This window comes from Weizmannia sp. CD-2023 (assembly GCF_036225245.1).
GTDB classification, from domain to species: Bacteria; Bacillota; Bacilli; order Bacillales; family Bacillaceae_C; genus Weizmannia; species Weizmannia faecalis.
Window position 1 is genome coordinate 12,124 of the sequence record NZ_JARTJQ010000096.1, and the last position, 22,891, is coordinate 35,014.

The 22,891-nt window shown below is 50.0% G+C and carries 22 protein-coding genes; 1 reads left to right on the forward strand and 21 read right to left on the reverse strand.

The features are described 5' to 3' along the window. Positions 1-9: 9 nt before the first annotated feature. The 5 genes from P9687_RS14185 to P9687_RS14205 form a co-directional block, all read right to left on the reverse strand. Positions 10-993: an alpha-ketoacid dehydrogenase subunit beta gene (locus P9687_RS14185; RefSeq protein WP_046720752.1), complete on the reverse strand. Its 984-nt coding sequence runs from the start codon at positions 991-993 to the stop codon at positions 10-12. A gap of 11 nt (positions 994-1,004) precedes the next feature. Further along, the gene (locus P9687_RS14190) at positions 1,005-1,994 is read right to left on the reverse strand and encodes a thiamine pyrophosphate-dependent dehydrogenase E1 component subunit alpha (RefSeq protein WP_061565216.1); all 990 of its coding nucleotides are present in this window, start codon (positions 1,992-1,994) and stop codon (positions 1,005-1,007) included. A 23-nt stretch (positions 1,995-2,017) separates the two neighbouring features. Next, on the reverse strand, positions 2,018-3,430 hold the full coding sequence (lpdA, locus tag P9687_RS14195) for a dihydrolipoyl dehydrogenase (protein ID WP_061565217.1): 1,413 nt from the start codon (positions 3,428-3,430) through the stop codon (positions 2,018-2,020). Positions 3,431-3,452: 22 nt separating this feature from the next. Beyond that, the gene (locus tag P9687_RS14200; protein ID WP_029142209.1) at positions 3,453-4,556 is read right to left on the reverse strand and encodes a Leu/Phe/Val dehydrogenase; all 1,104 of its coding nucleotides are present in this window, start codon (positions 4,554-4,556) and stop codon (positions 3,453-3,455) included. A gap of 272 nt (positions 4,557-4,828) precedes the next feature. Beyond that, positions 4,829-6,895, reverse strand: a complete 2,067-nt coding sequence (locus tag P9687_RS14205; RefSeq protein ID WP_061565218.1) for a sigma-54 interaction domain-containing protein — start codon at positions 6,893-6,895, stop codon at positions 4,829-4,831. A gap of 133 nt (positions 6,896-7,028) precedes the next feature. On the opposite strand from P9687_RS14205, the gene P9687_RS14210 reads away from it, so the two are divergent. Then, positions 7,029-7,271: a DUF2627 domain-containing protein gene (locus P9687_RS14210; protein ID WP_061565219.1), complete on the forward strand. Its 243-nt coding sequence runs from the start codon at positions 7,029-7,031 to the stop codon at positions 7,269-7,271. Between the two features lie 9 nt (positions 7,272-7,280). Here P9687_RS14210 and P9687_RS14215 read toward each other — a convergent pair whose 3' ends face one another. The 16 genes from P9687_RS14215 to P9687_RS14290 form a co-directional block, all read right to left on the reverse strand. Beyond that, positions 7,281-8,024, reverse strand: coding sequence for a glycerophosphodiester phosphodiesterase (locus P9687_RS14215; RefSeq protein ID WP_061565220.1), 744 nt, complete (start codon positions 8,022-8,024; stop codon positions 7,281-7,283). Between the two features lie 118 nt (positions 8,025-8,142). Next, the gene (gene spo0A, locus P9687_RS14220; protein ID WP_061565221.1) at positions 8,143-8,928 is read right to left on the reverse strand and encodes a sporulation transcription factor Spo0A; all 786 of its coding nucleotides are present in this window, start codon (positions 8,926-8,928) and stop codon (positions 8,143-8,145) included. 166 nt (positions 8,929-9,094) lie between these two features. Next, complete coding sequence (gene spoIVB / locus P9687_RS14225; RefSeq protein ID WP_061565222.1) at positions 9,095-10,378, reverse strand: SpoIVB peptidase; 1,284 nt, start codon at positions 10,376-10,378, stop codon at positions 9,095-9,097. Between the two features lie 178 nt (positions 10,379-10,556). Next, positions 10,557-12,260 carry a DNA repair protein RecN gene (recN, locus tag P9687_RS14230; protein WP_035187999.1) on the reverse strand — a complete coding sequence of 568 codons (1,704 nt, stop codon included), beginning with the start codon at positions 12,258-12,260 and terminating at the stop codon, positions 10,557-10,559. A 17-nt stretch (positions 12,261-12,277) separates the two neighbouring features. After that, positions 12,278-12,727, reverse strand: coding sequence for a transcriptional regulator AhrC/ArgR (gene ahrC, locus P9687_RS14235; protein WP_035187997.1), 450 nt, complete (start codon positions 12,725-12,727; stop codon positions 12,278-12,280). Positions 12,728-12,897: 170 nt separating this feature from the next. Beyond that, positions 12,898-13,722 (reverse strand): TlyA family RNA methyltransferase, encoded by an 825-nt coding sequence (locus P9687_RS14240; protein WP_014098067.1) that lies wholly within the window; start codon positions 13,720-13,722, stop codon positions 12,898-12,900. Further along, entirely contained in the window at positions 13,723-15,624 is a 1,902-nt protein-coding gene (gene dxs, locus P9687_RS14245) for a 1-deoxy-D-xylulose-5-phosphate synthase (protein ID WP_014098066.1), read from the reverse strand. Between the two features lie 148 nt (positions 15,625-15,772). After that, positions 15,773-16,642, reverse strand: coding sequence for a polyprenyl synthetase family protein (locus P9687_RS14250; protein WP_017550507.1), 870 nt, complete (start codon positions 16,640-16,642; stop codon positions 15,773-15,775). Positions 16,643-16,644: 2 nt separating this feature from the next. Then, on the reverse strand, positions 16,645-16,872 hold the full coding sequence (locus P9687_RS14255; protein ID WP_013859605.1) for an exodeoxyribonuclease VII small subunit: 228 nt from the start codon (positions 16,870-16,872) through the stop codon (positions 16,645-16,647). Then, positions 16,850-18,205 carry an exodeoxyribonuclease VII large subunit gene (gene xseA, locus P9687_RS14260; RefSeq protein ID WP_017550508.1) on the reverse strand — a complete coding sequence of 452 codons (1,356 nt, stop codon included), beginning with the start codon at positions 18,203-18,205 and terminating at the stop codon, positions 16,850-16,852. Before xseA ends, P9687_RS14255 begins: the two co-directional genes overlap by 23 nt. Positions 18,206-18,364: 159 nt before the next feature. Next, complete coding sequence (gene folD / locus P9687_RS14265) at positions 18,365-19,216, reverse strand: bifunctional methylenetetrahydrofolate dehydrogenase/methenyltetrahydrofolate cyclohydrolase FolD (protein WP_035187994.1); 852 nt, start codon at positions 19,214-19,216, stop codon at positions 18,365-18,367. Between the two features lie 13 nt (positions 19,217-19,229). Next, positions 19,230-19,625, reverse strand: coding sequence for a transcription antitermination factor NusB (gene nusB, locus P9687_RS14270; RefSeq protein WP_035188155.1), 396 nt, complete (start codon positions 19,623-19,625; stop codon positions 19,230-19,232). A gap of 106 nt (positions 19,626-19,731) precedes the next feature. Further along, positions 19,732-20,142, reverse strand: coding sequence for an Asp23/Gls24 family envelope stress response protein (locus P9687_RS14275; protein ID WP_013859610.1), 411 nt, complete (start codon positions 20,140-20,142; stop codon positions 19,732-19,734). A 25-nt stretch (positions 20,143-20,167) separates the two neighbouring features. After that, positions 20,168-21,517 (reverse strand): acetyl-CoA carboxylase biotin carboxylase subunit, encoded by a 1,350-nt coding sequence (gene accC, locus P9687_RS14280; RefSeq protein WP_035187991.1) that lies wholly within the window; start codon positions 21,515-21,517, stop codon positions 20,168-20,170. Positions 21,518-21,530: 13 nt separating this feature from the next. Further along, positions 21,531-22,013, reverse strand: a complete 483-nt coding sequence (accB, locus tag P9687_RS14285) for an acetyl-CoA carboxylase biotin carboxyl carrier protein (RefSeq protein ID WP_061565223.1) — start codon at positions 22,011-22,013, stop codon at positions 21,531-21,533. 323 nt (positions 22,014-22,336) lie between these two features. Next, positions 22,337-22,879 carry a SpoIIIAH-like family protein gene (locus tag P9687_RS14290; protein WP_013859613.1) on the reverse strand — a complete coding sequence of 181 codons (543 nt, stop codon included), beginning with the start codon at positions 22,877-22,879 and terminating at the stop codon, positions 22,337-22,339. Positions 22,880-22,891 lie beyond the last annotated feature (12 nt).

Sequence of the window (22,891 nt, forward strand, 5' to 3'; positions counted from 1 at the left end):
CCTGCAATTCTAAAATTCGGCCAGTTCCCGCATTGCTTTTTCGACTTTTTCGGGATTGACCATAAAATATTTTTCCATCGTCGGCGCATACGGCATTGCCGGAACATCCGGCCCGGCCAGGCGCATGATCGGGGCGTCCAGGTCAAACAGGCAGTTTTCCGCAATGATCGCGGCAACTTCGCCGATAATGCTTCCTTCTTTATTGTCTTCCGTGACCAGCAGCACTTTCCCGGTTTTGGCAGCTGCCTCGATGATTGCCTCTTTGTCGAGCGGATAAACGGTGCGCAAATCGAGAATATGTGCTTCGATCCCGTCCTCTCTAAGCTTTTCCGCAGCCTGGAGGGCAAAATGGACGCAAAGCCCGTACGTGATCACCGTAATATCCGTTCCTTCCCTTTTTACTTCGGCCTTGCCGATCGGGAGCACATAATCGTCATCTGGCACTTCGCCTTTAATCAGGCGGTACGCGCGCTTATGTTCGAAAAAGAGAACCGGATCATCGTCCCGGATTGCGGCTTTCAGCAACCCTTTTACATCATAAGGCGTGGACGGCATGACAATTTTCAGCCCCGGCTGGTTTGCAAACACCGATTCAAGCGACTGGGAGTGATACAGTGCCCCGTGGACACCACCTCCGTACGGTGCACGCACGACAAGCGGGCATTGCCAGTCATTATTGGTACGGTAGCGGATTTTCGCCGCTTCCGAAATAATCTGATTGACAGCCGGCAAAATAAAATCGGCAAACTGGATCTCGGCAACCGGCCGCATCCCGTACATCGCAGCCCCTACGCCGACCCCGGCAATCGCCGATTCAGCGAGCGGCGTATCGATGACTCTTTCAGCGCCGAACTGCTCGTATAATCCGGCCGTCGCCTTAAATACCCCGCCTTTTTTTCCAACATCTTCGCCGAGCACAAATACTTTTTCGTCCCGTTCCATTTCTTCCCGCAATGCTTTTGTAATTGCGTCAATATATGAAATGACAGCCATCGTTCTCCTCCTTACTCCCCGTAAACAAACCGGAGCGTATCTTCCGGTTTGGCATACGGCGCTTTTTCGGCGTAATCGGTTGCCTCATTGACGGTTTGCATGACGCGCGCATCGATTTCTTTTTCTTTTTCCCCGTCAAGAAGGCCCGCCTCTTTTAAGTACCGGCTAAATAAAACAACCGGATCTTTTTCTTTTGCCGTCTTCACTTCTTCCTGCGCACGGTAGCGGTCATCATCATCGGAAGAGTGCGGTGTAAAGCGGTAAACAAGCGTTTCGATTAAAGTCGGCCCTTCCCCGCGCCGGGCACGGTCCGCCGCTTCTTTAACCACTTCATAAACAGCGAGCGGATCGTTTCCGTCAACCGTCACACCCGGCATGCCATAACCGATCGCACGGTCGGAAACGCGCGGGTTCCCGAGCTGCTTTTCAATCGGGACACTGATGGCATACAGGTTATTTTCACACATGAAAATGACCGGCAGCTTGTGGACCGCGGCAAAATTCGCCCCTTCATGGAAATCGCCCTGGTTGGATGATCCTTCCCCGAAAGTGACAAACGTAACAAAATCCTTTTTCTCCATTTTGCCTGCGAGCGCAATTCCGGCCGCATGCGGTACCTGTGTCGTTACAGGGGAGGACTGGGTGACGATTCTGTTTTTCTTCTGCCCGTAATGGCCCGGCATTTGCCGGCCGCCCGAATTCGGGTCTTCCGCTTTGGCAAACCCGGAAAGCATAATGTCGCGCGCGGTCATGCCGAAAGCGAGCACAACCCCGAGATCGCGGTAATACGGCAATACATAATCTTTTGTCCTGTCAAGTGCAAAAGCAGCGCCGACCTGGGCTGCTTCCTGTCCCTGGCAGGATACGACAAACGGAATTTTGCCGGACCGGTTTAAAAGCCACATCCGTTCATCCACCTTGCGCGCAAGCAGCATCGTTTCGTACATTTCCAATACTTCCTGGTCGCTTAAACCTAAACTTTTATGCCGATTTTCATTCATTGTCTTCACTCCTTATCCAAAAGCTACGCATGGATTTCAAGCCCGTCTACTGCGAGTGCCGCCTCCCCGATCGCTTCGCTTAGCGTCGGGTGCGGATGGATACTCATTGCCACCTCCCACGGCGCCGCATCCAAAACGCGTGCAAGCCCGGCTTCTGAAATCATGTCTGTTGCATGCGGCCCGATGATATGTACGCCTAACAGATCGTCGGTTTTTGCGTCTGCCACGATTTTGACAAAGCCGTCTGTTTCCCCGTAGACAAGCGCTTTGCCGACTGCCTGGAACGAAAACCGGCCGATTTTTACATCATATCCTTCTTCTTTTGCTTTCTCTTCCGTCAGGCCAACGCTGGCAATTTCAGGATTGGAATACACACATTTCGGCACCATGGTGTCATCGAGCGGATCCACGCTTTTTTCGGCGATGCGGTCCGCCGCAATGATGCCTTCCCTTGCTGCTGCATGGGCAAGCTGCAACCCGCCGATGCAGTCCCCGATCGCATAAATATGGGATTCTTTTGTCTGGTAAACTTCATTGACCTTAATGACGCCGCTTTTGATTTCAATATCCGTATTTTCAAGGCCGATATTTTCCGTGTTGGCCAGCCGGCCGACCGATAATAAAAGCTTATCTGCTTCAAACGTCTTTCCGTCTTCCGTACCGACCCGCACCTTTCCGCCCCCTGTCTGGAGGGAGGATGCGTTGAACGCGGTACCGGTGAAAACGGCAACCCCTTTTTTCTTCAAAAGGCGCGTAATTTCTTTTGAAATGTCGCTGTCCTCTCCCGGCAAAAGGCGCGGGGAAGCTTCAATGACCGTCACCTTTACGCCAAAATCGGCAAGCATCGATGCCCATTCCACACCGATCGCCCCGCCGCCTGCAATCAGGATCGACGCGGGGAGTTCTTCCATTTCAAGCGCTTCGTCAGACGTCATCACATATTCCCCGTCGACGGCAAACCCGGGAAGAACCCGCGGGCGCGAGCCGGTCGCAATGATTAAATTTTTCGGGAGGAGCATCTCATTATCCGCACCCGCGCCCTCTATTGAAACCGTTCCTGCTACCGGCGAAAAAATGGAGGGGCCAAGGATTCTCCCGGTGCCTTCATACACATCAATTTTCCCTTTTTTCATCAAGGATTGGACGCCGCGGTGCAATTGCGCCACAACTGCGTTTTTCCGTTCCCGGATTTTTGCAAAATTCAAGGCGGCATCGCGGACATCCACGCCGAAATCGGCGCTTTTTCGGACCAGCCGGTATACTTCCGCGCTTCTTAACAGGGTTTTTGTCGGAATGCAGCCTTTATGGAGGCAGGTGCCACCAAGTTTTGATTTTTCTACAATTGCTGTTTTCAGCCCGTTTTTTGCTGCGCGGATGGCGGCCACATAGCCGCCTGTTCCGCCGCCCAAAACAACGACATCGTATTCTTTTGCCAATGTTGTTCCTCCTTCACTTGCATTACCGCGGAAGCCTTTTTTCGAGCACGTGTTTATTGTGCGGCAAAAACTGTGAACGTGCGCGGGAAACTTTTGCAATCCGTTCTTCCGCCATCCGGTCTGCCGCCAAATAGGACGGGATCCCGTCGCGTTTTGAAATGTCGATGACTTTCTGTACATTATAGTAGACTTGCTCGACTTTTTTCATCGCTCTTTCCCGGTTGTAACCGTACAGTTCGTCAGCTACATTGATCACCCCGCCGGCATTGATGACATAATCGGGCGCATAAAGAATACCCATTTCATGCAGCCGGTCGCCGTGCTTCGGTTCTTTCAACTGATTATTTGCAGACCCCGCAATCACTTTTGCTTTCAGCTGCGGAAGCGTTTCATCATTCAAAATGGCCCCGAGCGCGCATGGGGCAAAAATATCACAGTCCTGGGCGTAAATGTCAGCCGGGTCCACTGCTTTTGCCCCGAAAGCCTCAACAGCCCGTTTTACCGCCTCCGTTGAAATATCGGTCACAATAAGGCGGGCGCCTTCTTCGTGCAAATAGCGGCACAGTTCAAATGCAACATGGCCGACACCCTGGACGGCTACGGTTTTCCCCTCAAGCGAATCACTTCCGAATGCTTCTTTTGCCGCGGCTTTCATGCCGACATAGCAGCCGTACGCCGTGACAGGCGAAGGATTCCCGGATGAACCGTACGTTTGTGAAACGCCTGTCACAAAATCGGTTTCCTCATGGATGACATCCATATCTTCAACAGTGGTGCCGACATCTTCAGCTGTAATATAGCGTCCCCCGAGCCCCTGGATGAACCGGCCGAACGCCCGGAACATTTCTTCATTTTTGTCTTTGCGCGGATCACCGATGATGACGGCTTTCCCTCCGCCAAGATTGAGCCCGGCGGCAGCGTTTTTATACGTCATCCCCCGTGCAAGCCGCAATGCATCTTCAATGGCGGCTTCTTCCGTTGCGTAAGTCCACATTCTCGTGCCCCCGAGCGCCGGCCCGAGCGTTGTATCGTGTATGGCGATCACCGCTTTTAATCCGGATGCGTCATCATGGCAAAACAGCAGTTGTTCATAATCGTATTTTCGCATATAATCAAAAATTTCCAATGGATTTCCTCCTTTTCCGCAAGCAAAGCTGTCAGAAGGCTGAACCGGCATTTTTGCGGCTGTAAAACGGACATCCCGATGCCTCTTTTTAAAACGGCACACCGCTTTTTCCGGGATCACGGGCCAGCCTTCACTGTTGAAAATGCAAAAAGAATGCCACTTTCGCATTGTTTTCCTGTTTCCGCTTTTCATGCAGAAATGGCGAAAAGAGCGGGGCTTAAAAAAATAAACTTCCGTTTACCAGTTTGCTACTTTTTGCACGAATATGCAAATTATTGCATGCTGATTTTTGCAAGCCGGTATTTTTCCAATTTATAGTACAGGCTTCTCAGTGAAATGCCAAGCTGCTTTGCCGTATTCGTTTTGTTTCCGGCATTTTCTTCGAGCGCTTTTTGGATCAGCTGCTTTTCAAAAGCGGACAGCATTTCATCGAGGCTGCCTTTTTCGGGTATGTCGGCCGCTCCTTGCTTTTCCTCGCGTTTTCCCGGGGATAAACCAAGCCCGTCAAGATGGACTGCATCAATCGATTTTTCATGGAAGCCCATAAAAATGATGGCGCGCCCGAGCACATTTTCCAATTCACGGACGTTTCCCGGCCAGTCGTAGCGGTGCAGGATGGAAAGCGCTCTGCTTGTGATGCCTTCTACATTCCGGCCGTAATCCTGATTGATTTTTTGGATGAGGCGCCTGGCCAGTAACGGAATCTCCTGTTTTCTCGACCTGAGCGGCGGAATCCGGATCGGCATCCGGTCGAGCCGGTAATATAAGTCTTCCCGGAATTTTCCTTCTGCAACAGCTTTTTCAAGATCGGCATGCGTGGCACAAATAATCCGGACATCCACCGGAACCGGCTTTGTGCCGCCGACTTTCACAATCTCTTTTTCCTGCAGGACGCGCAAAAGTTTTGCCTGCATATGGGCGCTCAGTTCGCCGATTTCGTCCAAAAACAGGCTGCCACGGTCGGCTTCTTCAAACAACCCCTTTTTGCCGCCTTTTTTCGCCCCTGAAAAAGCGCCTTCCTCATAGCCGAACAGTTCGCTCTCAAGCAGCGATTCGGCAATGGCCGCACAGTTGACGCGGACAAATTTATGGTTTTTCCGGCTGGATGCCTGGTGGATGGCATGCGCAAACAGCTCTTTGCCGGTGCCGGATTCGCCGCGCAGCAAAATCGTCACAGGCGTCTGTGCCGCCAGTTTGGCCTGTTCCACGGCGATGCTCATTTCATCGGAAGCATGGATAATGTCCTCAAATGTATATTTTGCCGCAGCAGCCTGCATCATTTGCCTTCTCGCACGGCGCAATTCCGTTGTCAATGTCTCAATTTCTGAGACGTCATGGATCACGCCGACGCTTCCCTTTAGCATGCCGTTGACGATGACCGGCGCAACATTGACAATCACTTCTTTTTTTAACGGGCCAACCCGCATTTTCACGCCGCGTACCGGTTTTTTCGTCTGCAGCACTTTAAAATGCATGCTTTCGCCTTCGGAAATATCCGCTGTTGCCGGTTTGCCGATGACTTCCTCTTCGCTCAATCCGGTAATTCTTGTATAAGCCGGATTGATGAGGATGCCGCGCCCTTTTTCATCGACAACGGAAATCGCATCATCGCTTGAATGGATAATGGCCTGCAGCATCATCTTGATTTCTTTTAAATTCGTAATCTCCTCAGCCTGTTTCACAGCTTCCGTAATATCCCGGAAAACGGAAATGGCCCCGGCGACTTCCCCGCCATCAAACATCGGAATGTGGGAGGCGAGTATTTTGACCCCGTTTTGCAGTTCAATTTCCACGTTTGTTTCCCTTTTCTTTGTTTCAAGGACACGGGCAAGCCGGCTTTTCGGGATCACGCTTGAGATCGGCTTGCCGAGCACTTCCCGGGCCGAAACGCCGTTGATCTTTTCCGCGGCCCTGTTCATAAAGATGATCCTGCCGTTTTTGTCAATCACCGTCATGCCTTCTGCCGTCGACTGAAGAATGAGCGCATGTTTTTTTGTTTCGCTTTCCAGCTTTCGGATTAAGGCTTCTTTTTCCTCCAGCAATTTCGCAATCAAATAGGCGACACTGCCGGGAATAACAATCCGGCCCGTGCACGCTGCAACGATTTCATGAAAAACTTGCTCATCCCCGGTTACCTCAATGATAATATCGACATGGGGGCCTGAAAAAACGTGCCAGTTGTTTCCGGTTTGAACGCCCATGTTTTTGGCAAGCCGGATCCCCTCCGCCTGCGGATTGATATCAACGATGCCGGCCACACGGAACCGTGCGCTCTCGGACAATATTTTTAAAATCGCTTTTCCGCCTTTCCCCCCGCCAACGATTAAAACATTTTGCATCGCTGCTCCCCCTTTTCGTGCTGATCTCCGCTATTTTATTTTATTTGAAAGGGCTTACATTTACAATGGGCTGCATTGCCTGCGTCCAATCCCGGGTGTTATAATGGTGGAAACGGTTTAAAGGGGGGCCGGAATGGGCAGGCTGGTGGCACTTTTTGTATTGGCGGTGCCGGTCATCGCCGCCGCTTACGGGATCAAATGGATGCGGGATATGGTTTTCGGGATTCCGGACCGCCCGTTTTCCTCGCTGACGCTCCAGTTTCTGGCCGGGCTTTTGTTCTCTGCCGGCGGCATTGCCTTTACCGCCGGATTTATTCTGCACCGAGACAGAAAGCGCCAAAAGGTACAGAAACGTTTCAGCAAACCATCAAAATAAAGCATCCGGCTATTGCCCGGATGCTTTTTCCCGTTCTGCTTTTCTTTCCTGTACCGCGATTTCCGGGAAATCCGTGATGATTGCCGTGCAACCGATTTTAAACAGCCTTCTCATATCTTTCGCTTTATTCACTGTATACGGCCTGACTGCAATACCGTGGTTCATGGTGGCGCGGATGATCCAGTCGGCCGTTGTCAAAAGACGCGGATGGATCGCTTTTGCCCGGATCGATTTCGCGTAGACCCATGGCATAAACATCACCTCCGAATACAGCGGGGCAATCTCCACTTCAGGTGCCAGACGGTGGCATTGAATGATGGAATAGTGGTTAAAGGAAGAAAAAATGACCCTTTCTTCCAAATGGTATGCCCGGATTAACGAAACAGCTTTTTCCTCGATCAGCGGATAATCCACTTTTGCCGTCTTCAGTTCAATATTGCAGAGAAGCTGGTTTTGGGCGAGCCATTCAAAAACTTCTTCAAGTGCCGGGATGCTTAGCGGCTTGCCGGTTTCGAACCGGTCAATCACATCCAGCGACTGCAGTTCAGCAAACGTTAAATCTTTCACATACCCTTTGCCTTTTGTCGTGCGATTGACCGTTTCATCATGAATGACGACCAGTTCGCCGTCTTTTGACAACTGAATATCCAGTTCAATCCCGTCCGCTCCGGCCTTTTCCGCTTCAAAAAAAGCTTCCATTGTGTTCTCCGGACGTGTGCCTGCCGATCCCCGGTGGGCAAAAATAAACGTCACTCGATACACATCCTTTGTTTATTTCGTTCATCATTATATATTCCCCGAACAAGAAAAGCGTAACCTTTTGCGCACGGGATCCGGCCGGTACAACTCACTGCACCGGCCCCTTTCCCTTTCAGGAAGCTTTGTGTTCGAGGCGGAGTTTATCAGCGACCATGGCAATGAACTCGGAGTTTGTCGGCTTTGCTTTGGTCATGGAAACCGTATAACCGAATAAGGTGGAAATGGATTCGATATTTCCCCTGCTCCATGCCACTTCTATCGCATGGCGGATGGCGCGCTCAACACGGCTGGCAGTGGTATTGTATTTCTTTGCAATTTCGGGGTATAACACTTTTGTAATCGAGCCGAGCAATTCAATATCATTGTACACCATTGCAATCGCTTCGCGTAAATACATATAGCCTTTAATATGGGCCGGCACGCCGATTTCATGGATAATGCTCGTAATGCTTGCATCGAGATTGACAGGCTTTGATTCCGGTTTGGAAGCTGCCATGCCGGGCGATGATTTCAGCACGGAGCCTTTTTTGCTTGTCTGCCGGATTTGCGAAACAAGCATGTCCATATCAAACGGTTTCAGCACAAAATAGGATGCGCCCAGTTCCACCGCTTTTTTCGTCACATCTTCCTGGCCGAAAGCCGTCAGCATGATGACGTTCGGCATCCGGGAATAAGCCGATTCTTTCAGTTTCTCGAGCACGCCGAGCCCGTCCAGATGTGGCATAATAATATCCAAAAGCAAAATATCGGGGTCCGCCTCTTTTAACCGTTCAAGGCATTCCGTCCCGCTGTAGGCCGTTCCGCAAATTTCCATGTCTTCCTGCTGGGATATATAATCTTCTAACAATCGAACAAGTTCACGGTTGTCGTCTACAATAAACACTCTGATTTTTTTCACTGCCACTGTCCTCCTCAAAAAAATAGCCATATCTCTGTACAAGAATAAGTTTCGACAATGGCGGAAAATTTCCTGCTTTTTTATTTATTATTTTTTGTTGAAAACCGGGATGCCGTAAATCGCCCGGACAAAACGTCCTCACGCATTATAATGATAGATAAGTGCATTATTCTTTAAAAGCGGAAGGGGACCTGCCCCCTCCGTAAATGCCTGCCTCATGGAGCATCCATTCGATATGGACGCCGTATCCGGATGTCGGGTCGTTGACAAACACATGCGTTACTGCACCGACAAGCCGCCCGTTCTGGATGATCGGGCTCCCGCTCATTCCCTGGACAATGCCGCCCGTTTTTTTCAGCAATTCCGGGTCGGTAATTTTGATGACCATCCCTTTTGTTGCCGGAAATTTTTGCGGAATGGTGCTGACAATTTTAATCGAATAGGCTTCCACTTTTTTCCCGTCCACAACCGTTAAAATTTTTGCCGGACCTGTCTTTACCTGGTCTGACAGTGCGATCGGCATCGGTTTTGCGTATGTGCTGTCTTTTGCGTCCGGATCCAGCTGTCCAAAAATGCCGAACGGGCTGTTTTTCGTTATATTGCCGATTTGACCTTCTTCGGTAAAACGCGCCAATTTTTCTCCCGGGCTTCCGTTTTTGCCTTTTTCAATCGACGTTACGACTGAATTGACAATCCTGCCTTTTTCGACGACGATCGGTTTTTTTGTATCCATGTCGGATATGACATGTCCGAGGGCGCCATATTTTTTCGTTTTCGGATCGATAAACGTCATCGTGCCGATTCCCGCAGCCGAATCCCGTATATAAAGCCCGAGTTTATACGACTGCCCGTTTTTATCTTTTAACGGCTTTATCGTTTTCCGGATGGTTTGTCCATCCCTTTTAATGACGGCATCCAGCGGGTTTCCTTTTTCCCCTGCCTGCTGGACAATCGGTGCAATATCGGACATATTTTCGATTTTTTTCCCGTTCAATTCAAGGATCATGTCCCCAACTTCGATTCCGGCCTGTTCACCGGGAGAAAACTTCCCTTTGTCCGTCTGCACAAGGTGATGGCCGACGATAAGGACGCCGAGCGTATTCAGCTTTACGCCGATCGACTGGCCGCCGGGAATCATCTTAATATTTGGATGCACTTCTACTTCCGTCTTTTTGACCGGGATGCCTGCCAGTTCAAGAAACATTTCTTCTTTGCCGGCTGACTTCCCTTTTATAGAAACCGTATGTTGATGCGCATGAATTTCCGCGCTGTTTCCGCTTGCCATTACGGCGGCAGCAGCGGATTTAGAAAACTCGATTTGCTGGCCTTCCAGTAAGCGAACTTGCTTCGGAAAGTGAAGATATTGTTGAAAAGGCTGCGAAAAAACGCATAATAAAAGTGAAACAAGGAGAAATCCGCCTGTCAGCTTCCTTATTTTTTCAAAGTTCAAACATTCCACTCTCCTCGCTTCCGGTTCACCCTGTTGTTTAGCCTTTGTTTGTTTTGGCTATGATTTTAATTTAGCCTTGAAGCGTTTTAAATATAACAGCGCCTGCGGGAAAAATGCTGCCCAATCTGGATAGAAAGGGTCCGGCTCCACCATTTTTCCAAATAGGCGGACCGGACCCTTATTTTATCGCTTCGGCCAGTTCGAGAAGCTCTTTCGCATGCTGTCTTGTCAGCTCTGTCATTTCGACGCCTGAAATCATGCGGCCGATTTCTTTAATTTTTTCTTCCTGCCCCAAAGGCTTGACTTTTGTCCGCGTTCTCCCCTTTTCGGTTTCTTTCATGATCAGCAGATGCGTGTCCGCCATGGCGGCAACCTGCGGCAGATGGGTAATGCAAAGGACTTGCGAATGGACCGAGATATGGTAAATTTTTTCCGCAATCGCCTGTGCTACGCGGCCGCTTACGCCGGTATCCACTTCGTCGAAAATGACGGAAGTGATCCCCTGGTGCCGGGAAAAAATCGTTTTTAATGCCAGCATAATCCGCGACAATTCCCCGCCTGAAGCAGTTTTTGCGAGCGGTTTTAGCGGTTCGCCCGGGTTGGTGGAAATGTAAAATTCAACCTGATCGAGCCCGTCGCGCCGGAACGGAATGTCATCCGCCTCATAATAATCATCAGCAGTGGCAAGAAAACGGACTTCAAACTTTGTTTTATCCATATACAGCTGCTTTAATTCGGAATGGATATTTTCAGTCAGCTTTCCCGCCCATTTTTTGCGCAAATCGCTGAGCTGCTTGGCTTCCAAATAAAGATCGCGTTTTACCGTCTGCAGTTCTTTTTGCAAAAGCTCTACATGATGGTCGCGGTTTACGATCGATTCAATTTCTTCTTCAATTTTGGACCCGTATTCCAGAATTTCTTCGATCGTGCTGCCGTATTTTCGTTTTAACTGGTTAATCTCATTCAGCCGCGCTTCAATCACGTTAAGCCGTTCCGGGTCAAATTCAAGCCCGTCAAGCCGGGAACGGATCGAGCGGGACATGTCTTCGAGCGTATAAAAACAACTTTGGACGGATTCCAAAATGTCAGAGAGCCCGCCATCCACTTCGGCCGCGGTTTCAAGATGGCTCATGGCAAGGCTGAGCCAGTCGAGGCCGTGCTGTTCCCCGGCAAGCGCTTCATACCCCGTGTTCAATGATTCAAACAGCCGTTCAAAATTGACGAGTTTTCGTTTTTCTTCCGCTAATTCCTCGTCTTCATGCAGCCTCAGCCCTGCGTTTTGGATTTCCTCATGCTGGAACTGGATGAGGTCAAGGCGCTGGGCAAGCTGCTGGTCGTTTTCATTCATTCTTTTTAACCGCCCGTAAACGGCTTCGTATTTTTTATATAATTTTTCGTAATCAAGGAGGGCCGTTTCGATCTCGCTTTGCCCGTACTGGTCAAGCAGCGGCAGATGGTACGTTTCGTTCAGCAGTTCCTGCGTTTCGTGCTGGCTGTGGATATCAATTAAAGTCGACCCGATTTCGCGCAGCACCGAAATCGTCACAAGTTTTCCGTTGATGCGGCAGACGCTTTTCCCTGTTTTCGATATATCGCGCCGCAAAATCACCATGCCTTCCTCAATCTCAATGCCGAATTCGCGGGCGCGCTCCATACACGGATGGCCGTCTTCGACCAGAAATAAACCCTCAATCTCAGCACGGTTTTCCCCGTGCCGGACAAACTCCGATGACCCTCTCCCGCCTGTTAAAAGCTGGATCGCATCGATAATAATCGATTTGCCGGCACCGGTCTCCCCTGTCAGGACAGTCAGCCCGGCTTCAAATGAGAGGGTTAGCGCATCAATAATGGCAAAATTTTTAATCGATAATTCCTGCAGCAATCAAACATCACCACTTTCTACAGCAAGTCCAAAAAACGTTGCGAAACCGTTTCGGTCTCATCGTGATTTTTGCAAATGATCAAACATGTATCATCCCCGCACAAGGTGCCGATAATTTCTTCCCAATCCAGAATATCAATCAAAGCGCCGATTGCATGCGCGTTGCCGGGCAACGTTTTCAACACGATCAGGTGCCCGGCTGTATCAATGCTGACGAACGCATCCGTCAGCGCCCGTTTCAGTTTCTGCATCGGGTTAAAGCGCTGGTCGGCAGGCAGGCTGTATTTGTACCTGCCGTTATTGAGCGGCACTTTGACAAGATGAAGTTCTTTTATATCCCTTGAAATGGTGGCCTGTGTCACATTAAAGCCGGCATTCCGCAAATGCTCGACAAGCTCGTCCTGTGTTTCGATATCATAATTGGTAATCATTTCCCTGATTTTGATCAAGCGCTGTCCTTTATTCATATCCTCACCTCAAGGATGCTCTTTTGTAAATATGCATCTACTTGTATGTTAGCGCATTTACGGTCAAATGTACAAGCAGCTTTTATCCGTAAACGGGCTTTTTTCCGGGTGCGAAACGCCTTTATTATAAAACAGCCTACCGGTTATCCAATAGGCTGCCAAATCTTTGTCTATCCCTTCCTGAGCGTGGCATGGGCTTCTTCCACCACGTCATTTACGGTTACGCGCAACCGGTTGGCGCCGCCTTCTGTTTCGCTGGCGGGCTTTACGAGGTGGATTAAAAATTCAATATTTCCTTCCCCGCCTGTAATCGGCGAGAAGGAGAGGTTTTCCACCGAAAAGTTTTCACGCAAGGCAAGCTGGATGATTTTTTCGATCACTTCGCGATGGACATTTTTATCTTTTACAATCCCCTTTTTGCCCACCTGCTCGCGCCCCGCTTCAAACTGCGGCTTAATCAGGGCGACCACATCGCTTAAAGGTGCAAGGAGCGTTTTTAATACCGGGAGGATCAAGGACAGGGAAATAAAGGACACGTCAATCGAGGCAAATTCCGGAATGCCCTTTGTGAAATCCTGCGGGGTAACATAGCGGAAATTTGTCCTTTCCATAACAACAACCCGCTCGTCCTGGCGCAGCTTCCATGCAAGCTGGTTATAACCGACATCGAGGGCATAAGACATTTTGGCACCGTGCTGGAGGGCACAGTCGGTAAATCCACCGGTCGAAGCGCCAATATCGAGAACAATTTTGTCTTTTACATTAAGTCCAAATACTTTCAACGCTTTTTCCAGTTTCAGTCCGCCCCGGGAAACGTACGGAAGGGGATCCCCTTTTACGATGAGCGGGGCATCAGCAGCAATTTTTTCACCCGGTTTATCAAGGCGGGTCTCATTTGAAAAGACAAGCCCCGCCATGACCGCCCTTTTTGCTTTTTCTCTTGTTTCGATTAATCCGCGTTCTACGAGGAGAACGTCCACCCGTTCTTTTTTCATTTAAAATGAAGCCTTTCTTTGCTGTTTTTGAGGCAATATCTGCCGGACTTCCCGGATCAGCCGGTCCTTTGTCAGCCCGATTTCCTGCCATAATTCTTTTACGCTGCCGTGCTCGACAAAGCGGTCGGGAATGCCAATACGGCGAATGATCCGATCAGAGAAGCCACGATCACCCGCAAATTCCAACACTGCGCTGCCAAACCCGCCTGCAAGCACGGCCTCTTCCACGGTTAATACCGGCATTCCGGTGCGGAAAACGGCTTCGAGCATTGCTTCATCAAGCGGTTTGATAAAGCGCGCATTGACCACTTTAACCGATATCCCTTGCTTTTGCAAAAATTTCGCTGCTTCCATGGCCATCGGAATCGTCGTCCCAAAGGTAAGGATGCACACGTCATTTCCTTCTTTCAAGACTTCCCAGGTGCCAAGCGGGATTTCTTTTAATTCTTCATCAAGCGCTACGCCGAGGCCATTGCCGCGCGGAAACCGCATCGCGATCGGCCCGCCGTCATATTTTAAAGCCGTGTATACCATATGCTGGCCTTCATTTTCGTCTTTTGGCATCATTAACACCATATTGGGCAGGCTGCGTAAAAAAGCAATATCAAATACGCCCTGATGGGTTTCGCCGTCCGCGCCGACAAGGCCCGCCCTGTCGATCCCGATGAAAACATTTAAGTTTTGCCGGCAAATGTCGTGGACAACCTGGTCATACGCCCGCTGCAGGAATGTCGAATAAATGGCCAAAAACGGTTTCATGCCCTGGGTGGCAAGCCCTGCAGCAAAAGTGGCGGCATGCTGCTCGGCAATCCCGACATCATATACCCTTTCCGGAAGCTCCTGCTGGAACCGTTCCAGCTTCGAACCAACTGTCATTGCCGGCGTAATCGCGACAATGCGCGCATCTTCCTTTGCAAGGCTGAGGACGGTATCGCTAACAAGTTTGCTCCAGGCAGGAGGGGCATCCGCCGGTTTGATAAAATCGCCGGTTTCAATTTTATACTGCCCGGTGCCGTGCCAGGCGCCTTTCGTATCGTTTTCGGCCGGTTCATATCCTTTTCCTTTTTTGGTAACGACATGCAAAAGAACCGGGCCTTTCGTCTTTTTGGCATACTGAATATTTTCGAGCAATGCATCAAAATGATGGCCGTCAACAGGGCCTAAATAAGTGAAACCGAGTTCTTCAAAAAAAATCCCGGAGACAAGCAAATATTTCAATGAGTCTTTCAGCCGTTCTGCAGTGGCCGCAAGCTTTCCGCCGACAGCCGGAATTTTTTTCAGCAGGAATTCCAGTTCATCTTTTGCGCGCCGGTATTTATTCGCCGTTCGCAGTTTGCCGAGCACCTGGTGAAGCGCGCCGACGTTCGGGGCAATCGACATCTCATTGTCATTCAGCACAACGATGATATCCCGTTTTTCATGGCCGATATGGTTGAGCGCTTCAAATGCCATGCCGCCGGTCAGCGCGCCGTCTCCGATCACCGGGACAATATACGATTTTTCTCCTTTTAAATCGCGGGCGACCGCCATGCCCATCGCGGCGGACAAGGAAGTGGAACTGTGCCCGGTTTCCCAGACATCATGAATGCTTTCATTCCGTTTCGGAAACCCTGAAAGCCCGTGGTATTGGCGCAGTGAGCCGAACTCTCCAGCCCGGCCGGTTAAAATTTTATGCACATATGACTGGTGTCCCACGTCCCAAAGAATTTTATCATTCGGGCTGTCAAAGCATTTATGCAGGGCAAGCGTCAATTCCACGACACCAAGATTCGGCCCGATATGCCCGCCGGTCTTCGACAATGTTTCAATCAAAAAGCGGCGGATTTCCGCGCTCAGTTGTTTCAAAGCGGGGATGTCCATTTGTTTCAAAAAGGACGGGTCCTTGATCGATTCAAGATCCAATGCGGATCACTCGCTTTCCTCATCAATATACGGCATCACTTACATCTATTATAAACAATCAACGCGTTTAGACAAGAAATACCTCATTTAAACAAACGCCGCCGGTTTTGCTGTTCCGGCCGTTCGGTTTGCGCCAAATGAACGGCCGTTAATGGTCCCGCGTTTCGATCATCCCCGTCAGTTCCATTAAGGCGCCGGTTTCAGCGCCGGTTTCAGCGAGGCACTGCTTTGCAAGGCGAGTATGGCGCCTGAGTTCTTGTTTGGCACCCTCAAGCGTTAAAAGAGCCGGATATGTACTTTTATGGCGGGATTCATCGCTGCCGACCCGCTTGCCGATTTTTTCCTGTTCCCCCTCGATATCCAATATGTCATCCCGGATTTGAAAAGCGAGGCCGAGATGATCGGCAAATTGCCCGAATTTTTCCAGCTGCTCTGTTGACGCGCCGCCAATCATCGCGCCGGCAAGCACGCTGAAACGAAGCAGTTTGCCGGTTTTGTGGGCATGGATATATTGTAGTTCCTCGAGGGTCAGTGTTTTATTTTCGCCTTCCATATCCGCCACCTGCCCGGCGACCATGCCTTCCGGACCCGCAGATTTTGCAAGGAGCGCAATCAGTTTTACCTTCAAAGCGTCATCCAACCCCGGATCTTCGGCAATCAGTCCGAAACTGTGCGTCAAAAGGCCGTCGCCGGCAAGAATCGCCACCGCTTCGCCAAATACTTTATGGTTGGTCGGCTTTCCTCTCCGCAAATCATCATCGTCCATTGCCGGGAGGTCATCATGGATCAAAGAATAAGTGTGGAGCATCTCGACTGCACACGCGGTCTGCATGCCCCGACCAGCCGGTTTACCGAGCGCGGATACGGTTGACAACAAAAGAAGGGGGCGGATCCTTTTCCCCCCGGCCTGGAGGGAATAATGCATCGCGTCTTTTAATACAGCAGGCGCACGAAGATCCGCGATATATTGTGCCAGGTGTTTTTCAATTTCTTTCACATCATACGCAGGCTTCTGCACGGTTATTCCTCCTCCCGGATCTCAAAATCCTGCTCTTCGCCATCCTCCGACATGATTTTTGCCAGCTGTTCCTCTACATTTTTCAGTTTTCCGTGGAGTAATTTGGACAGCTCCATTCCCTGTTTGTAAATGGAAATGGCTTCTTCGAGGGGCACATCCCCTTCTTCCAGTTTCCGCACAATGTCTTCCAGTTGCACCATCGCTTCTTCAAAAGTTAATGAATCGGCCATCTTTTTTCCCCCTTTCAATTTTATCTACCGTGCACAAAAGGCCGCCGTCCGTCAACCGGACCCGGATCGTTTCACCCGTTTTGGCCTGGCTTGTTTTTTTCAGGATCGTTCCGTCTTCCGCCATAGCCAGACTGTAGCCCCTTTCCATTACTTTCAACGGGCTCAGCGCTTCAAGGGCGGAAATATTTTTGGCAAAACGATGCTGCTTCTCCCGCAAGACCGCTTGCATTTGCTTCACGAGGTTTGCTTCAAGGCTCGTGAAATTCCGCCGCGCCTGCAGCAGTTTCTGTTCAGGACGGTTGCGCAAAAGCCGGCCGTGCAGATTGCGGGTTTGTTCCTCCGCTGTACCGATTAAGCGCCCCGCTTCCCTGTGCAGGCGATCTGTAAGGCGATCAGCCTGCTCGATTTGCTGGCGGATGAGCCGGTAAGGATTTGTCAAAACGGGCGACCGTTCAAGGTAAGCAAGCCGGCTTTTTTCATAGCGTACTTTCTCCCGCATGTTTCGTATAAGCCGCGTCTTTAAATGCAAGATTTTTTCCCGTACGTCATCAATATGGGGAACAGCAAGTTCAGCTGCAGCAGTCGGCGTCGGTGCCCGTAAGTCTGCCGCAAAATCGGCGATCGTAAAATCCGTCTCATGGCCGACAGCAGAAATCACCGGAATATTTGACGCAAAGATCGCCCGGGCCGTTATTTCTTCATTAAAAGCCCACAGCTCTTCGATGGAACCGCCGCCCCTTCCGACGATCAGCACATCCGCTTTGCCGATCCGGTTTGCCTGTTCAATTGCCTTTACAATCGAAGGGGCTGCATTTTCCCCTTGGACAAGGGCCGGATGTAAAATGATTTCAGCAACCGGATATCTTCTCCTGATGGTGGTGATGATATCGCGGACAGCAGCCCCTGTCGGCGATGTGATCACCCCGATCACTTTCGGATAAGCCGGGATGGGCCGGCGGTTTTGAAACAGGCCCTCTTTCTCCAGTTTTTCTTTTAGCTGTTCAAAAGCAAGATAAAGTGCGCCGATTCCGTCAGGCTGCATGCTTTTCACATACAGCTGGTAACTGCCGCCTGCTTCATAAACAGATACGGAACCCGTAACGAGCACTTTCATACCGTTTTCCGGCATAAACTTCAACGTCCGGTTTGCAGAAGCAAACATGACCGAAAGCAGTCTCGCTTTTTCATCTTTTAATGTAAAGTACATATGGCCGCTTGAATGCCGTTTGAAATTGGAAATTTCCCCTTTTACATGGATATCGTTTAAATAAGGGTCCGCGTCAAATTTCCGTTTGATATATTTTGTCAGCGTGTGTACGGATAAATATTGCATCGCTTTCCACCACCTTTCTCATGCATGAAGAAAGCTGCCTTCCCGCCGGAAGTCAGCTTTCTTTTAATGCCGCCCGCTCCCAGCACAAATGTCTCCCGGCACACTTCCGGACGAAAAGCGGTTTTCCAGAAAAAATGCCATAGCGGCAGGGCAGCCTGTTTAACGGCGCAAGCGTTTTGCGGCTTTTACTGTATTGGAAAGCAGCATGGTAATCGTCATTGGCCCTACGCCGCCCGGGACAGGGGTAATATAGGAAGCTTTTTCCTTTACTTCATCAAAGTCCACATCCCCGCACAGCTTCCCGGACTCGTCACGGTTCATCCCGACATCAATAACGACAGCACCCGCTTTGACAAAATCCGCTTTGATGAATTTCGCTTTGCCGACAGCGCTGACCAAAATATCCGCCTGGCGGGTGAAAGATTTTAAATCCGCCGTTTTGGAATGGCAGTATGTGACGGTCGCATTTTCATTGAGGAACAGCTGGCCGCATGGTTTGCCGACAATATTGCTGCGGCCGATCACGACAACATGTTTCCCTTCGATCCGGATGTCCTTTGACTTCACCATCTTTAAAATCCCGTGGGGGGTGCAAGGCAAAAAAGCGTCCTGGCCCGTCATCATCCTTCCGATATTTACCGGATGGAAACCGTCCACATCTTTCTCTGGGCTGATCGCTTCCACGATCTTTTGCGCATTGATATGGGGCGGCAAAGGAAGCTGGACGAGAATGCCGTGAATGTCAGGATCTTCATTTAAGGTTGCAATATGTCCGAGCAATGCCTGTTCCGGCACGTCCCCGGGAAGCTCGATTAAAACGGATTTCATCCCGAGCGCGCGGCACGCTTTTTCTTTGTTTTTGACGTATGTACGTGAAGCCGGATCGTTCCCGACTAATATGACGGCAAGCCCCGGGGTAATCCCCTGTTGCGTTAGCTGCTCCACTTCCGCCTTTATCTCTTTTCTGAGTGCTTCGGCCAGTTGTTTTCCGTCAATGATTTCCGCTCCCATTATCCATCCCCCGTTATTCAGATTCAATCGAGTCTTTCATTTGGTTCAAAACGCCGTTAATAAATTTGGCGGATTTTTCATCTGCAAACCGTTTGGCAATCTCGAGCGCTTCGTTGATCGCCACATTGGCGGGCACATCCTCCGCGTACATCAGTTCGTAAGCGGCAAGGCGCAAAATATTGAGGTCCACTTTTGCAAGCCTGTCAAGCGTCCAATTTTCAAGATGCCGGCTGATTACGGCGTCGATTTCCGCGAGGTGTGTAGCCGTTCCGTTTACCAATTTCTCCAGATAATCATCACTTTCCTGCCCGTCCAGCGCATTCCGGATCGCATCCTCCGGGCTCGCTTCATTCATATCCATCTGGAATAAAGCCTGAAGCGCTTTTTCGCGGGCGGTTCTTCTTTTCATCATTCGGCAGTAACTCCTTTAAAAAGCTCAAATTCGCATGCTTTTATTGTAACAGAAAGGCAGGACCAAAAAAAGGCCAGGACGCTTTGCCCGGACCCTTTTTCTCTTACTCTTCCGCCTGAAATTCAGGCTCCGCTTTCTGCGTATCAAATTGAATGCCGACAATATGGATATTCACTTCCGACGCTTCCAGGGCGGTCATATTGAGCAAAGCCTGACGGATATTATCCTGGACTTCCTGGGCAACCGCCGGAATCGAAACGCCAAAATTCATGGTGCAATAGACATCGACTTTAATGCCGTCATCATTCAGTTCCACTTTTACGCCTTTCCCGTGGTTTTTCCTGCCGAGGCGTTCCACGACGCCGCTTGCGAAATTGCCGCGCATTTGGGCAACCCCTTCGACTTCGGAAGCGGCAATGCCCGCAATGACTTCAATCACTTCAGGGGCAATTTCCACTTTGCCCAGGCCGTCTTCATCATGATGCATCTCCAACATTTGGTTGTCTTCTGCCATCTTCAACACCTCCTCTATTTACACGTTATTTCATTACATCATATTTTTCAAGAAATTTCGTGTTGAAATCCCCTTCGACAAAAACTTCATGTTCGAGGAGGCGCTGATGGAACGGAATCGTTGTGTGGACACCTTCCACGGCAAATTCGCTGAGCGCGCGCCTCATGCGGGCAATCGCCTCATCGCGCGTCGCCCCGTAGGCAATGAGCTTGGCAATCATGGAATCATAATACGGCGGAATGCTGTAACCCGGGTATACGGCCGATTCCACGCGGATGCCGATCCCGCCCGGCGGCAGATAAAAATTAATTTTGCCCGCAGACGGCATAAAATTCTTTTCAGGATTTTCGGCATTGATTCGGCATTCGATTGCCCAGCCGTTCCATGTGACCTCATCCTGCTTTAAGGATAACGGTTCACCGGATGCCACAAGGATCTGTTCTTTGACGAGATCCACGCCGGTGACCATTTCTGTAACCGGGTGTTCCACCTGGATGCGGGTATTCATTTCCATAAAGTAAAACTTCTGGTTGCGGTGGTCGAAAATAAACTCGATTGTGCCGGCCCCCGTATAGTCAACAGCTTTTGCCGCTTTCACGGCAGCCTGCCCCATTTCTTCGCGCATTTCGCTCGATAGCGCCGGGGACGGGGATTCTTCAAGCAGTTTTTGCAGCCGCCGCTGGATGGTGCAATCCCGTTCGCCCAGGTGGATCACATTGCCGAATTTGTCAGCCATGACCTGGATTTCAACATGGCGGAAGTCTTCAATATATTTTTCAAGGTAAACACCCGGGTTGCCGAAAGCAGTCGCGGCTTCCTGCTGGGTGATGTGGATGCCTTTTACAAGCTCTTCTTCATTCAAGGCCACGCGGATCCCTTTGCCGCCGCCGCCGGCCGTTGCCTTAATAATCACCGGATAGCCGATTCTTTGTGCGACTACTTTTGCTTCTTCTGCATCTTTTACAAGCCCGTCCGAACCCGGGACAATCGGCACGCCCGCTTTTTTCATGGTTTCGCGTGCCACATCTTTCGCGCCCATTTTCGCAATGGCTTCCGGGCTTGGCCCGATAAACTCAATATTGCATTCGCGGCAAAGCTCGGCAAAATCGGCATTTTCGGCAAGGAATCCGTAACCGGGATGGATCGCGTCACAGCCTGTCAAAGTTGCTGCGCTGATGATGTTGGCAAAATTTAAATAACTGTCTTTCGATGCTTTCGGGCCGATGCAGTACGCTTCATCGGCAAGCTGGACATGCAGCGCATTTTTGTCCGCTTCCGAATAAACGGCAACGGCTTCGATCCCGAGGTCGCGGCAGGCACGGATAATCCGGACCGCAATTTCGCCCCGGTTTGCAATCAAAACTTTTTTAATCATGAAAGTCCGCTCCTTACTTTGTCTTTACCAAAAATAACGGCTGGCCAAATTCAACAAGCTGCCCGTCTTTGACGAGGATATCTACAATTTTCCCTTCCACTTCCGCTTCGATTTCGTTAAACAGCTTCATCGCTTCAATCATGCATACAACCGTATTCGGGCTGACTTTGGAGCCGATTTGCACATACGGTTCTTCTTCCGGGGAACCCGCCTGGTAAAAGGTGCCGACCATCGGCGACACGATTTTATGCAGATTTTCGTCGGCTGCTTGCGCCGGAGCTTCAGGCTGCGGGTTTTCTGCAAGCTGGCGGGGCTGCGCAGGCATTTGCGGGGGTGCGGAAACCTGAGCCACTTCACGCACCGGGCGTTCAATGACTTGGACGCCGGTGTTTTTCTTCATTTTGATGACGGTCCCGTCGTTTTCAAATTCAAATTCATCGAGGTTTGAACGGTCCACAAGCTCGATCAAAGCCTGGATTTCCTCTACTTTCAGCATATATGACACTCCTTCGTTTTTTCAGCTTCTAAAATTGTTAACAATTTATGAATAAATAACTATCCATATCATACGATAACCGGAGGCGAAAATTCAATCATTTGTATAAAAAACGGATTCCCGGCACATTGCAAAAATGCCCTTCCCCGCTTGGCGCAAAAAGGAGGAAGCGTTTTACGGAAATTTAAAATCACGCGCAAATCTATTTTTCAATCATTTTTCAATCATTTTTTAAATATAGAAAAAAAGCCCGGCAAAAAAGCAATCTCCCTTGTTTTCCGCACAGAAAAAAGGGCTGTAACCGCCCCCTATTCTGGCTTTCCTTAATTTGTCTGGAATTCCACGGCCAGTTTTGGCGTATTGCCCAATTCCTGGTTCACAAGCTTGACGATTTCATTTGCAGCCGCTTTATCGTGCTTTTTCGATTTGACGGTCACGACCACTTCATCGCCGTCTGCCTGAACGAGCGCATCCTCATATCCTTTTGCTTTGATCAGGCTTTCTAAAACCTGTTCTTTATTCGCCGTCTCCGTTAATTTTTTCATTTCATCCATTGCCTTGCTTTTTTCATCCGGCGTCAGGTCGGTCGATGCGAGTTTATTGGTCAGTTCTTCCTGCTTTTTGCTCATTTCATCCTGCCGCTCAAGGCGGAGCGTCTCAAACACTTCATCACTGGCAGACTTTGTTGTCAATTTGATTTTTTGCGAACCGGAAGCCTTTTCCTTCGTTGCCGCAGATTCCTTTTCTTTTTCTTGCCGGGTAACCTGATTCGTCGTTTTTGGTTCCGCCGTCACATAGTACACGGACAAAACCACAACAAGGCTTAACATGGTCAACAGCCAGACCGTTTGTTTTTTCAAAAGCATACCCATTCCTCC